Genomic DNA, 12,760 nt, shown 5'->3' with positions numbered 1-12,760 from the left:
GATCAGCGCCGGCGGGCCCCCGGCTCCTCGGCGACGTCCGGCTCCTCGGCGACACCCTGGACCCCGGCCGCCTCCGCGCGGCGCGTCTTCTCGAGGTCGACGGGTGCGGGGGCGGCGTCCGCCGCGGGCCCGAGCCCGTCGGCCGCGGCCGGCGCGGCCGCCGCCTCGGTCACCGACGCCGCGGCGATCCGGTGCTCGGGCAGCGTCGCGGTCTCGTCGATCGGGCGTTTCATCTCCTGCCGGTAGCGCCACACCCCGAGCCCGGTGCCGACGACGAAGAACGCGATGGACGCGACGACCGCGACCGTCTTGAGCCACGGCACCGAGTCGAGGACCCAGGCGCCGTAGTAGCCGAGCATCATCAACGTCGGCACCCAGAGGACCGCACCGACGGCGTTGGCCAGCAGGAACTTCCGGTTGTCCATCTTGACGGCGCCCGCGATCATCGGGGCCAGCGTGCGGATCCAGGGGATCCAGCGCGCGACGATGATCGACCAGAACCCCCACCGGTCGAGGAAGGCCCCGGCCCGTTCGAGGTTGGCCTTGTTGAGCATCCGCCCGTCCTTGCGGGCGAGGATGCGGGTGCCGGTGTAGCGGCCGACGAGATAGCCGGCCTGGTTGCCGGCCACGGCGACGACGGCCGCGAGGACCGCGAGCATCCAGGCGCCGCGCTCGTGCCCGTGCTGCGCGAGCACGACGCCCGCCGCGACGAGCAGCGAGTCACCCGGCAGGAACAGCCCGACGATGAAGGCGCACTCGAGGAAGACGAACGTCAGCACGACGGCCCAGACCGTGGCCGGGGCGGCCGAGTCGAGCGGCCCCCAGGCCAAGGCCGTCGCGAGGGCGGTCGTGGTGGTCACTGGTCTCCAGCATGGTCGCCGGGCACGCGCACCGCAAAGGTGATCAGCGGCGTGCCCGGTGCGCGGGTCCCGGGCGCGCGCGCCGCGCCCGGACGAACTCGATGATGATCGGGATGACGGAGATCAGCACGATCAGGACGAGCATCGCCTCGATGTTGTTCTTGACGACGTCGAAGCTCCCGAGGAAGTAGCCGAGCACGGTCACCCCTGCGGCCCAGACCACCCCGCCGATGAGCGAGTAGGTCATGTACCGGCGCGCGTCCATCCTCGCGACGCCGGCCATCACGGTGATGAACGTCCGGACGATCGGCACGAAACGCGCCATGACGATCGCCCGGTTGCCGTACTTGTCGAAGAAGCCCTGCGTCTTCTCGACGTGCTCGGGCTTGAACAGCCGCGACTTCGGCTTGTCGAAGATCGCCGGTCCGGCCTTGCGGCCGATCCAGTAGCCGCACACGTTCCCGGCGAACGCGGCGACGACGAGGATCAGGCACGTCAGCCACAGCGGCGTCTTGATCGCGCCGAGGTGGACGAACAGGCCCGCCGTGAACAGCAGCGAGTCGCCCGGCAGGAAGAAGCCGAGCAGCAGCCCGCACTCGGCGAAGACGATCAGGGCCAGACCGACGAGAGCCCAGGGGCCGAGCCACTCGATGATCGTGTCGGGCTGGAGCCACTCCGGACCGAGGGCGAGCGTGGCGGTCGACGGCACGGAGCCGAGGAGGTTCGTCACGATCGTCGACGGTACCGGGTTGCCGCTGTCACCCGAGCGCCGGTAGCAGCCCCGGCACGAGCACGGAGAGCAACGCCAGGGCGCAGCCGAGCACCGCACCCCCCAGGAGGGCGACCCCGAGCGCCCACCAGACCTGGTTCATCGGGCTGGGCGGCTCGGCGCGCCGCCGGCCGCCGGGGGCCGTCTCCGCCCAGCGGCCGGACCCCTGGTGGCCGGCCGTCGTCGCGAGCACGTGCGGCGGCGCCGCCTGCTGCACGGACGAACCGTGCATCGTGGCGCCGGGCCCCGCCGGGACGTGCGGCACCGGCGACGCGGGCGCGTAGCGACCCGAGGGCGAGCCCGGCGCGGGCGGCGTCGCCGGGGCCGGGAAGGCGTGCAGCCCGGACTGGCCGGCGCGGGCGCGCAGCGCCTCCGACAGCTTCCGTCCCGGGTCGTCCATCGCCGTCACGGTTGTTCTCCCTGGTCGCCGCCGGGTGGAGGTCACCGGCCCGACGCTCGGGCCGCCATCACCTTCGCGACGGTGTCGAGCCCGCGGCTCGCCGTCGACTTGACCGTACCGCGGCTGATCCCCGTCGCCTCCGCGATCTCGGCTTCCGACATCCCACCGTAATAGCGGAGCACGAGCACCTCGCGCTGCCGCGGCGGCAGCGTCGCCAGCGCGTCGACGACGGCCTGGTGCTCGGCCGAGAGCATCGCGAGCGACTCGGCCGACCGCGCGGTGACCGTGTGCGGGGGCACGTAGTCGCGCGCAGTGCGGCGCCGGCGCAGCACCGACCGGGACCCGTTGACGACGGCGGTGCGCAGGTACGCGACCGCGGCCGCCTCGTCGCGCAGGCCGGACCAGTTGCGGTGCAGGCCGGCGAACGCCTCCTGCACGACGTCCTCGGCCGTGGTCGGCTCGTCGACGAGCAGCACCGCGAGCCGGACGAGCCGGAGCCGGTGGTCGTTGTAGAGATCGGCCAACGTGCGCGGCGGCGTGCCCGGTGGGGGCGGTGGCACCGCGGCGACCGGATCGGGACCCGAGTCGATGCGGCGCAGCCGACTGAGGGTCTGCTCGACCGCACGTTCGCCGTCGCTCGGGGCATGGCGACCGGTCGCCGAACCCGGGAACGCACCCCCGACGCCGTTGCGGTCGTGGGGCTCGTACGCGTGCTGGCTCGCCGGACTCCCCTCCCCGTTCACTCGTCGGAGTCTATCGGCGGCCGGATCCGGCATTGGCGGAGCCCGGTGGCGGGTACGCGATACTCGTGGGTGACGAGCACCGACATGCTCGGACGTGCGCCGCCCACGAGCTCCGACACGAGAGGACGTCACATGCCGATCGCCACCCCCGAGGTCTACAACCAGATGCTCGACGGAGCCAAGAAGGGCGAGTACGCCTTCCCGGCGATCAACGTGACGAGCAGCGAGACCCTCAACGCGGCGCTGCGCGCGTTCGCGGAGGCCGAGAGCGACGGCATCGTCCAGCTGTCGACGGGTGGCTCGGAGTTCGCGTCCGGGCTGGGCGTCAAGGACATGGTCGTCGGGTCGGTCGCCCTGGCGGAGTTCGCGCACGTCGTCGCCGCCCGCTACCCCGTCAACGTCGTGCTGCACACCGACCACTGCCCCAAGGACAAGCTCGACGGGTTCGTCCGGCCCCTGATGGCCATCAGCGCCGAGCGGGTGGCCCGCGGCGAGGAGCCGCTGTTCCAGTCGCACATGTGGGACGGCTCGGCGGTCGAGCTGGAGGAGAACCTCTCGATCGCGGCCGAGCTGCTCGACGCCGCCGCGAAGGCGAGGATCATCCTCGAGGTCGAGATCGGCGTCGTGGGCGGCGAGGAGGACGGCGTCCAGAACGAGATCAACGAGAAGCTGTACACGACTCCGGGCGACTACGAGCGCACCGTCGACGTGCTGGGTACCGGTGAGAAGGGTCGCTACCTGCTGGCGGCCACGTTCGGCAACGTGCACGGCGTCTACAAGCCGGGCAACGTCAAGCTCCGCCCCGAGGTGCTCAAGGAGGGGCAGGAGGTCGCGCGCGCCAAGCTCGGCCTGTCGTCCGACGCGAAGCCCTTCGACCTGGTCTTCCACGGCGGCTCGGGCTCGGCGATCGAGGAGATCCACGAGGCGATCTCGTACGGCGTCGTCAAGATGAACGTCGACACCGACACCCAGTACGCGTTCACCCGGCCGATCGCCGGGCACATGTTCCAGAACTACGACGGCGTGCTGAAGATCGACGGCGAGGTCGGCAGCAAGAAGCACTACGACCCGCGCTCGTACCTGAAGAAGGCCGAGCAGTCGATGACCGACCGCGTCGTCGAGGCCTGCCAGACGCTGAAGTCCGCCGGGCGCACCCTGCGCTGAGGGCCGCCTGCGGGCTCGGGGCAGGATTGGCGCCATGAGTGAGCGTCAGCGAGCGAATCATCGGCACAGCGCGTGCGCGCAGCGCCGCCCGAGTTCCGGCGAGGGCGTGCGATGAGTCTGCACGGGAACCTGCTCGGCCCCGAGCCCACGCGGCTGCCCGTCGACCCGGCTGCGGCGGAGCTGAGGGGCGGTACGGATGCCAAGGCGGTCGCCGCCGCGCATCCCGCGTCCATGATCGCGTGGGCGACGCTGGCCGAGGACGCACTTGCGTCCGGCGAGCCGGTCACGGCCTACGCCTACGCCCGCACCGGCTACCACCGCGGCCTCGACCAGCTGCGGCGCAACGGCTGGAAGGGTTTCGGTCCGATCCCGTGGTCGCACGAGCCCAACCGCGGGTTCCTGCGGGCCCTGGCCGCGCTGCTGCGGGCGGCCGAGGCGATCGGCGAGACCGACGAGGTCGAGCGCTGCCGCACGTTCCTGGCCGACTCCGACCCGGCCGCCCCGGGCGAGCTCGGCCTCTCCTGAGCGTCGGAGGCAGGCGGGCCGCCCCCGGTCGGGGCCGTGCCGTCGGCCGGGTGGCCCGGCGCGGGAACCGGGACACCCCGGACGGGCGTTCCGCGTCGGAACGTCCTCGCGGCGTCGCGGCGCCGTTCCACTCCGGTGACCTGGCGGTCACAATGGGTGGGAGAGAATGATGGGCGGCGGGGGCGCCGGAACGGTCGACTCTTGGGGAGAGGTCGAGCAGCAGTGCAGTTCCTAGTCAGGTGGGTCATTCGTCCGCTCGCTCTACTGCTCTGGAGGCCGCGTGTCGAGGGCGCCGACGGCGTCCCGACGACCGGCCCGGTGATCTTCGCGTCCAATCACCGCGCCGCCGTCGACACAGCCGTGATCCCGCTGGTCACGCCGCGCCCGGTCGCGTTCCTGGCCAAGGCCGAGTACTTCACCGGTCGCAGTCTGAAGAGCCGCGTCGGCGCGCGGTTCCTCTCGGCGCTGGGCTACGTCCCGGTCGACCGCGGCAACGCCAAGGCCGGGCTCGCCGCGCTCGACGCGGGCCGCACCGTCCTCGAGGCGGGCGGCGCGTTCGGCATCTACCCGGAGGGCACGCGCTCGCTCGACGGCCGCCTGCACCGCGGGCACACCGGCGTCGCGACGCTCGCGCTCACCACCGGCGCGGTGGTCGTCCCGGTCGGCCTGGTGGGCACCGAGAAGGTGCAGCCCGTCGGGGCGAAGGTGCCGCGCATCAAGCCCGTCACCGTCCGGTTCGGCACGCCTCTCGACTTCTCGCGCTACGAGGGTCTCGAGAACTCGCCGGCCATCCGGCGCGCCGTGACCGACGAGGTGATGGACGCGATCGCCCAGCTCACCGGCCAGGAGTACGTCGACTCCTACCACCGCCGCCCGGACTCGTCCGCCGCCGCGTGAGGCGGTGGGGCCGGGCGTGCCCGCTCGGCGCCGGCCAGCACCGTCGACGTCCAGCCCGGGTGGGCCGCGACCGCCTCGGCGAGCGCCCGCTGCGCGCCGACGGCGTCGTGCCCGACGGCCGTGGCGAGGCTGCCGCGGCCCCGTAGCGACGTCAGGGACCAGTCGTCGCCGACGGCGCCGTCCGCCGAGTCGTCGCCCCACACGAGCACCTCGGTCGCCAGCACGCGACGTCCGCCGAGGTACGCGGACGAGGCGGCGAGCCCGGCGTCGCCGAGCTCCTGCGTCTGGTGCAGCAGCACCCGGTCCGACGTCGTGCCCGGAGCCGGACGCGCACGTTCGACCACCCGCGTCGTCCCGGCGTAGCGTCCCGACGGCTCGCCGCTGCGCCCCCCGACGAGCACCTCCCTGGCGCGCAGCCGTGCCGTCGGGTGCAGCGTCGCGTGCAGCAACGTGCGGTGGTCGGCGCGGGAGGTCACGACCGTCGGCTCCGGCAGGTACTGCAGGCAGGCCCCGTCGTCGAGCTCGACGCGGACGGTCAGGGTGCTCGCCCGGCCGGCCCCGGGCAGTGCGACGGCCGCGGCGACGCCGGTGAGCACCAGCGCCGCCCCGGGCCCGACGCGGACGTCGAGCTCCACGTCGTCGCCCGCGAGCGGGGTGGTCGCGGACCCGACGAGGTGGACGGTCACCCCGGTGTCGAGGGCGCCGGCGACGCCGCGGCGCGGCACCAGCGACAGCGGCGACTCCGACCGCAGCTCGCGCACCACGCACCGGCCACCGGTGTCCCGCTCGACCGCGAGCACGGCGCGGGCGCGCACCTCAGGCCGCCGCGCGGACGGCGCCGACCTGCGCGAGCACCCACTCGCCGACGTCGGTGGCCCCCGGGTCGTGAACGAGCGACTGGGCGATGACCGGCAGCTCGCCGCGCATCCGGTGCGCATCCGAGGTCATGACGCCGAGGTCCGCGCCGACGAGCGCTGCCAGGTCGATCTTGTTGATGACGAGCAGGTCGGCGGTCGTGACGCCCGGCCCGCCCTTGCGCGGCACCTTGTCGCCGCCCGCGACGTCGACGACGAAGATCTGCCGGTCGACCAGACCCCGGCTGAACACGGCGGTGAGGTTGTCGCCGCCGGACTCGACGAGCACGAGGTCGAGGTCGCCGAACCGCTCCTCGAGCGTCTCGACGGCGTCGAGGTTCGCGGTGATGTCGTCGCGGATGGCGGTGTGCGGGCAGCAGCCGGTCTGGACGGCCTCGACGCGGTCGGGCGGCAGCACGGCGTTGCGGCGCAGGAAGTCGGCGTCCTCGGTCGTGTAGATGTCGTTGGTGACGACGGCGAGCCGGACCCGGTCGGCCAGGCTGCGCGCCAACGCCGCGACCAGCGCGGTCTTGCCGCTGCCGACCGGTCCGCCGATCCCGATCCGGACCGCCCGGCCGTGGGTGGGCGGGGTGTCGTGGTGGTCGGGCTCGGTCTCGGTCGGGTCGAAGGTCACCAGGTGACCGTGGCCGTGGCCGACGTGGTCCTCAGGACGCAAAGAGACGCACCTGCTCTCGGTGGTGGCGGACGTGGGACTGGGCCAGGAGGTCGAGCATCGGGGCCCCGGGTGCGGGGAGGTCGGCGGGCGCCCGGTCCGCCGCCGCGACGGCGAGCGCGACCACCTCGTCGACGGTCGGCGCCATCGCGACGATCGCGGCGTTGACGGCGATCGGGTCGAGGCCGAGCAGCCGGACGGCGGCCGAGGCCGGTCCGCTCACGGCCAGGTACGCGACGCACTGCGCGGCCTCGACGGGGTCGCCGCCCGCGATCCCGACGACCGCCCCGACGAGCAGCGGATGGTGCGGCCGCGGATGCGCCGCCACCAGCGCGTCGAGGACCGGGGACGGCCACGACGCGCGGGCGGCGCGCAGCGTGCCGCGACCCTGCGCGCGCGACGCGTCGCGTTGCGCCGCCGACGGGGTGCGCGCGTCGAGCTCGGCGTCCAGCGCTGCCCAGCACGGCTCCGCGGAGCCCGCGGCGACCGCCGCTGCCGCGGCGAAGGAGGCGGCGACGAGACCTGCGGTGCGCAGCCTCCCGTGCAGGAACGTGCCGAGATCGCCGACCCCGGTGACAAGCGCGCGGGCCACGGCCTCCTCCAGTCCGCCGGAGTGCACGTGGCCGCCGCCGGGGAACCGGGCGTCGGACAGGACGAGCGTGGCGAGGCTGGGCATCAGAACAGGAAGTAGCGCTGGGCCATCGGCAGCTCGGACACCGGGGCGGGCTCGACGACGTCGCCGTCGATCCGCACCTCGAAGGAGTCGGGATCGACCTTCACCGAGGGGGTCGCGTCGTTGAGCAGCATGTGGGCCTTGGTCACCGACCGGGTGTCCGCGACCGGCGCGGCCGGCTTCGCGAGGCCGAGCGACTCCAGCGACCGCGCCTCCAGCGCCGCGGGGGCGACGAAGTTCAGGCTCGTCGCCGCCGCGACCGCCGGTGCCGCGCCGAACATCGGCCGGGCCAGCACCGGCTGCGGGGTCGGGATCGACGCGTTGGCGTCGCCCATCGCGGCCCACGCGATGAACCCGCCCTTGAGCACGAGGTCGGGGCGGATGCCGAAGAACTTCGGGTCCCACAACACGAGGTCGGCGAGCTTGCCGACCTCGACCGACCCGATCTCCTCGCCCATGCCGTGCGCGATCGCCGGGTTGATCGTGTACTTCGCGACGTAGCGCCGCGCCCGCAGGTTGTCGGCCTGCCCGTCGCCGGGCAGCGCGCCGCGGGCCGCCTTCATGACGTGCGCGGTCTGCCAGGTGCGGATGACGACCTCGCCGATGCGGCCCATGGCCTGCGAGTCCGAGCTCATCATCGAGATCGCGCCGATGTCGTGCAGCACGTCCTCGGCGGCGATCGTCGTCGGCCTGATGCGGCTCTCGGCGAACGCCAGGTCCTCGGGTACCGACGGGTTGAGGTGGTGGCAGACCATCAGCATGTCGAGGTGCTCGTCGAGCGTGTTGACGGTGTGCGGCCGGGTCGGGTTCGTCGAGCTGGGCAGGATGTTCCCCGTCCCGACGACCTCGATGATGTCCGGCGCGTGCCCGCCGCCGGCGCCCTCGGTGTGGAACGCGTTGATCGAGCGGCCGGCGATCGCCTCGACCGTCGACTCCAGGAAACCGGCCTCGTTGAGGGTGTCGGTGTGGATGGCGACCTGTACGCCGGACGCGTCCGCGACGCGCAGGCACGCGTCGATCGCCGCCGGGGTCGTCCCCCAGTCCTCGTGCAGCTTGAACCCGCCCGCGCCCGCCCGCAGCTGCTCCCAGAGCGCGTCGGTGCTGGTCGTGTTGCCCTTGCCCATCAGCAGGACGTTGACCGGCAGGTGGTCGAGCGCCTGGAACATCCGCGCGAGGTTGCGCGGCCCGGGCGTGACGGTCGTGGCCTTCGTGCCCTCGGCGGGCCCGGTGCCGCCGCCGCCCAGCGTCGTGAGCCCCGCGGCGAGCGCGGTGTCGACGAGCCCCGGAGTGATGAAGTGGACGTGGACGTCGATCCCACCCGCGGTGAGGATCTTGCCGTTCCCGGCGATGATCTCCGTGGACGGCCCGATGGGGAAGTCCACGCCGTCCATGGTGTCCGGGTTGCCCGCCTTGCCGATCCCGGTGATGCGCCCGTCGGTGATGCCGACGTCCGCCTTGACGACGCCCCAGTGGTCCAGGACCACCGCGCCGGTGATGACCAGGTCGGGGGCGCCCTCGGCCGAGGTCACCGTGGACTGACCCATGGACTCGCGGATGACCTTGCCGCCGCCGAAGATCACCTCGTCGCCCGAGGCCGGCCCACGGCTGCGGTCCTCGGTCACCTCGATCAGCAGGTTCGTGTCGGCCAGCCGGATGCGGTCGCCCGTCGTCGGGCCGAACAGGTCTGCATAGCGGGCCCGGTCGATGGCCGTCATGCGCCGTAGTTCCTCTCGGTGGGCTCCGCGGTGCGCTCGTCCAGGGCTCCGGCGTACTCGGCGCGCAGCCCGGACACCCGGCGGGCGCCGGCCAGCGGCACCAGGACGACCTCCTTCTCGACGCCCGGCTCGAACCGCACCGACGTGCCCGCAGGCACGTCGAGCCGGGTGCCCCAGGCGGCCGCACGGTCGAACGCCAGCCCGGGGTTGACGGCCGCGAAGTGGAAGTGGGAGCCGACCTGCACGGGCCGGTCACCGGTGTTGGTGACGACGAGCGTCGTGCGTTCCCGGCCCGGATTGAGCTCCACGGGCTCGTCACCGGGAATGACCTGTCCCGGGGCCCAGCCGCCCGCGGCGGCGCCTCCGCCCGCCATCAGACGATCGGGCTGTGCACGGTGACGAGCTTCGTGCCGTCCGGGAACGTGGCCTCGACCTGGACCGAGTCGATCATCTCGCCGACCCCGTCCAGCACGTCGGCGCGGCTGAGGACCTCGCGGCCGCTGGCCATCAGCTCGCTGACGGTCCGGCCGTCGCGGGCGCCCTCCAGCACGTGGTCGGTGATCAACGCGATGGCCTCGGGATGGTTCATCCGGAGGCCACGGGCTCGGCGGGTGCGTGCGACGTCGGCGGCGACGTGGACGAGCAGCTTGTCCCGCTCCTGGGGGCTCAGGTGCATGCGGACAGTTCTACGTTCGGGGTGTTACTCGCATGTTCCGAACGTGTTTCGCCATGCGCTGCAACGGGTCGCGGCGTCACGGGCGGACGAGCAACCAGTCCTCGGTGTGCCGGTACCACGTCCAGCGCGGCACCTCGCGCGGATGCTCCACCCCGTTCACGACGACCCGCGCCCCCACGCAGCCGATCTGCAGCGCGCGGCCCGTCGCCGCCCGGACCCCGCGCCCCGCCAGCGACGACACGCCCTGCGGACCGGGCGCGGCCAGCAGCCTGCGCACCGACCCCCTGACGACGAGCGTGTTGTCGCAGTAGGCCTCGCCGCGCAGGTTGCGCACCTCGCCGCGGCCGACGAGCACGCCCCCCGCGTCGTCGCGGATCAGCGGCACCGGCGACGCCGTTCCGTCGAGGGCCAGCGCCGCGGCCGCCGCCCGGTCGCGCGGCAGCCCCCAGGCCGCGGCCGCGGCCGAGCGGCGCGTCGTCGGCACGAACGCGACCTCGACCGCCCCGAGCAGCTCCCTGCGCAGCAGGCGCACCAGCACCGCCGCGAGGACGGCGTCGGTCCCGGAGACGACGACCCGCCCCGGGCGCTGCTCGTCGAGCACCGGGTCGAGGTCGGTGCGGCCGGGCCGCGAGGGCAGCCGGACCGCCGGAACCGCGGCCAGTGCCGCGGGCACCCGGGCGAGACGTGCGCCCGGGCGACTACCGTGGAACGGAAGCCGCCGGCCCGTGGCCTCGTCCCCGACGGTCAGCAGCATCACCGAGGAATCGATCGTGCTCACTCTGATCGGTTACCCTCCCCGCCGCGGCGCGAAAGCGCGCCGCGGTCGCTCCGCGCGTCCAGGACTTGGAGTTTCACATGCCGGCGATCGTGCTGATCGGAGCCCAGTGGGGCGACGAGGGCAAGGGCAAGGCCACCGACATCCTCGGCGGCCAGGTCCAGTGGGTGGTGCGCTACCAGGGCGGCAACAACGCAGGCCACACCGTCGTCCTGCCCGACGGGCAGGATTTCGCGCTGCACCTGATCCCCTCCGGCATCCTGACGCCGGGGGTGCGCAACGTCATCGGCAACGGGGTGGTGGTCGACCCCGGGGTACTGCTCGAGGAGCTCAGCGGCCTGGAGGGCCGCGGCGTCGACACCGGCGGGCTCATGATCAGCGCCGACGCGCACCTGATCATGCCGTACCACATCGCGATCGACAAAGTCACCGAGCGCTTCCTCGGCAAGGCCAAGATCGGTACGACGGGCCGCGGCATCGGGCCCGCCTACCAGGACAAGGTCGCCCGCGTCGGCGTCCGCGCGGCCGACGTGCTCGACGAGAAGATCCTGCGGCAGAAGGTCGAGGCCGCGCTGGAGCTGAAGAACCAGATCCTCGTCAAGGTCTACAACCGCCGCGCCCTCGACGTCGACGAGGTCGTCGACACGGTGCTCGGCTGCGGGGAGCGCTTCAGCCACCGCATCGCCGACACGCGCCTGCTGCTGAACAAGGCGCTCGAGGCGGGCGAGACGATCCTGCTGGAAGGCTCGCAGGGCACCCTGCTCGACGTCGACCACGGCACCTACCCCTTCGTCACCAGCTCGAACCCGACCGCGGCCGGTGCCGCCGTCGGCTCCGGCATCGGGCCGAACAAGATCGACCGGGTCATCGGGATCCTCAAGGCCTACACCACACGCGTCGGCTCCGGCCCGTTCCCGACCGAGCTGCACGACGAGTGGGGCGAGCGGCTGCGCAAGGTCGGCGGCGAGGTGGGCGTGACCACCGGGCGGCCCCGCCGCTGCGGCTGGTTCGACGCCGTCATCGGCCGGTACGCGGTGCGGGTCAACGGCATCACCGACTACTTCCTCACCAAGCTCGACGTCCTGTCGGGTCTGGAGACCGTGCCGATCTGCGTGGCCTACGAGGTCGACGGCAAGCGGGTCGACGACATGCCCATGACCCAGACCGACGTCCACCACGCCCTTCCGATCTACGAGGAGCTGCCGGGCTGGTTCGAGGACATCTCCGCCTGCCGCACCTTCGACGAGCTGCCCGCCAACGCCCGCGCCTACGTGCGTCGCATCGAGGAGCTCACCGGCGCCCCGGTCAGCGCCATCGGCGTCGGCCCCGGCCGCGACGAGACGATCACCCGCGACGTCTGAGCCCTCCGCGCTGTGTCCGTAAAGGTGGGCGGTCCGCGCGGGTCGTGGCCGAGCCGCGTCGGGCGCACTTCCGGGCGCAACCTCACTGCTGTTCTGGGCCGGGAATCCGACCGTGAGGTTGCGCGCGGGGTGCGGTCCTGACCGGGGTGCGTCCGGCGGGCAGGGCTGCAGTGGGCACGGCCGTCGGTCGGGGGCGCGCGGAGGGCTGCCTTCGACCTGGCGGTGATCGTCGTCTGCGGGACATGCGCGCTGGGTGTGGCGTTCATGTCCCTGGAGTGGTGATCACCTCGGTGAAGGCGCGGGTCGGAGTGTGCTCATGTCCCGTGGGTGGTGCCGTGGGACGGCCCGGGTGGTCGGGAGGGCCCGGGGCGATGCGTTCGACCGAGGGGATCGTCGTCTCTGGGACATGGGCGCCGGGTATGGCGTTCATGCCCCTGGAGTGGTGATCACCCCGACGGAGGCGCGGGTCGGGGTGTGCTCATGTCCCGTGAGTGGGGATCACCCCGCGGGGCCGCTCCGGGCGGTCGGCCGGGGGTGATCGTCGCCTGCGGGACATGCGTGCCGGGGAATGGCGCTCATGTCCCGCAATTGGTGATCACGCCGGTCTGAACGCGCACGTCGGACAACGCTCGCGTCCCGCGAACCGCGATCACCCTGCCGAACGCGTGCGGCAGT

Annotated in this window: 15 protein-coding genes; 4 read left to right on the top strand and 11 right to left on the bottom strand. The window is 73.2% G+C overall.

The features are described from left to right. Positions 1 to 2: 2 nt before the first annotated feature. Genes PSED_RS32725 through PSED_RS32710 form a run of 4 tightly spaced genes read right to left on the bottom strand, consistent with a single transcriptional unit; the run spans position 3 to position 2,628 of the window. Entirely contained in the window at positions 3 to 860 is an 858-nt protein-coding gene (locus tag PSED_RS32725; protein WP_013678498.1) for a DedA family protein, read from the bottom strand. Positions 861 to 903: 43 nt separating this feature from the next. Beyond that, on the bottom strand, positions 904 to 1,590 hold the full coding sequence (locus tag PSED_RS32720) for a DedA family protein (protein ID WP_013678497.1): 687 nt from the start codon (positions 1,588 to 1,590) through the stop codon (positions 904 to 906). A 28-nt stretch (positions 1,591 to 1,618) separates the two neighbouring features. Further along, the gene (locus PSED_RS32715; RefSeq protein WP_013678496.1) at positions 1,619 to 2,038 is read right to left on the bottom strand and encodes a hypothetical protein; all 420 of its coding nucleotides are present in this window, start codon (positions 2,036 to 2,038) and stop codon (positions 1,619 to 1,621) included. 32 nt (positions 2,039 to 2,070) lie between these two features. Then, positions 2,071 to 2,628, bottom strand: coding sequence for a SigE family RNA polymerase sigma factor (locus PSED_RS32710; RefSeq protein WP_049803804.1), 558 nt, complete (start codon positions 2,626 to 2,628; stop codon positions 2,071 to 2,073). Positions 2,629 to 2,904: 276 nt separating this feature from the next. On the opposite strand from PSED_RS32710, the gene fbaA reads away from it, so the two are divergent. The 3 genes from fbaA to PSED_RS32695 all read left to right on the top strand — a co-directional run bounded on the left by fbaA (position 2,905) and on the right by PSED_RS32695 (position 5,358). Continuing rightward, entirely contained in the window at positions 2,905 to 3,936 is a 1,032-nt protein-coding gene (fbaA, locus tag PSED_RS32705; protein ID WP_013678494.1) for a class II fructose-bisphosphate aldolase, read from the top strand. Positions 3,937 to 4,047: 111 nt separating this feature from the next. Then, a complete protein-coding gene (locus PSED_RS32700) occupies positions 4,048 to 4,461 on the top strand; it encodes a DUF3151 domain-containing protein (protein WP_013678493.1) in 414 nt (137 codons plus the stop codon). A 222-nt stretch (positions 4,462 to 4,683) separates the two neighbouring features. After that, the gene (locus PSED_RS32695) at positions 4,684 to 5,358 is read left to right on the top strand and encodes a lysophospholipid acyltransferase family protein (protein ID WP_013678492.1); all 675 of its coding nucleotides are present in this window, start codon (positions 4,684 to 4,686) and stop codon (positions 5,356 to 5,358) included. Here PSED_RS32695 and PSED_RS32690 read toward each other — a convergent pair. From PSED_RS32690 to PSED_RS32660, 7 genes are all read right to left on the bottom strand, one after another. Beyond that, positions 5,322 to 6,173 carry an urease accessory protein UreD gene (locus PSED_RS32690; protein WP_013678491.1) on the bottom strand — a complete coding sequence of 284 codons (852 nt, stop codon included), beginning with the start codon at positions 6,171 to 6,173 and terminating at the stop codon, positions 5,322 to 5,324. The two genes, PSED_RS32695 and PSED_RS32690, sit on opposite strands and share 37 nt — an antisense overlap. A gap of 1 nt (position 6,174) precedes the next feature. After that, entirely contained in the window at positions 6,175 to 6,888 is a 714-nt protein-coding gene (gene ureG / locus PSED_RS32685) for an urease accessory protein UreG (protein ID WP_013678490.1), read from the bottom strand. After that, on the bottom strand, positions 6,878 to 7,561 hold the full coding sequence (locus PSED_RS32680) for an urease accessory protein UreF (RefSeq protein WP_013678489.1): 684 nt from the start codon (positions 7,559 to 7,561) through the stop codon (positions 6,878 to 6,880). The genes ureG and PSED_RS32680 overlap by 11 nt, the downstream gene beginning before the upstream one ends. Further along, a complete protein-coding gene (locus tag PSED_RS32675) occupies positions 7,561 to 9,273 on the bottom strand; it encodes an urease subunit alpha (RefSeq protein ID WP_013678488.1) in 1,713 nt (570 codons plus the stop codon). Before PSED_RS32675 ends, PSED_RS32680 begins: the two co-directional genes overlap by 1 nt. Further along, the gene (locus tag PSED_RS32670; protein ID WP_013678487.1) at positions 9,270 to 9,647 is read right to left on the bottom strand and encodes an urease subunit beta; all 378 of its coding nucleotides are present in this window, start codon (positions 9,645 to 9,647) and stop codon (positions 9,270 to 9,272) included. Before PSED_RS32670 ends, PSED_RS32675 begins: the two co-directional genes overlap by 4 nt. After that, positions 9,647 to 9,949, bottom strand: coding sequence for an urease subunit gamma (locus tag PSED_RS32665; protein ID WP_013678486.1), 303 nt, complete (start codon positions 9,947 to 9,949; stop codon positions 9,647 to 9,649). The genes PSED_RS32670 and PSED_RS32665 overlap by 1 nt, the downstream gene beginning before the upstream one ends. A 76-nt stretch (positions 9,950 to 10,025) precedes the next feature. Further along, positions 10,026 to 10,727 (bottom strand): hypothetical protein, encoded by a 702-nt coding sequence (locus PSED_RS32660; RefSeq protein ID WP_233899233.1) that lies wholly within the window; start codon positions 10,725 to 10,727, stop codon positions 10,026 to 10,028. Between the two features lie 77 nt (positions 10,728 to 10,804). Between PSED_RS32660 and PSED_RS32655 the strand changes: the two genes are divergently transcribed. After that, complete coding sequence (locus PSED_RS32655; RefSeq protein ID WP_013678484.1) at positions 10,805 to 12,085, top strand: adenylosuccinate synthase; 1,281 nt, start codon at positions 10,805 to 10,807, stop codon at positions 12,083 to 12,085. Positions 12,086 to 12,760 lie beyond the last annotated feature (675 nt).

The organism is Pseudonocardia benzenivorans CB1190 (genome assembly GCF_000196675.2).
GTDB lineage: Bacteria > Actinomycetota > Actinomycetes > Mycobacteriales > Pseudonocardiaceae > Pseudonocardia > Pseudonocardia benzenivorans.
This window is presented reverse-complemented; position numbering and strand designations above follow the sequence as displayed.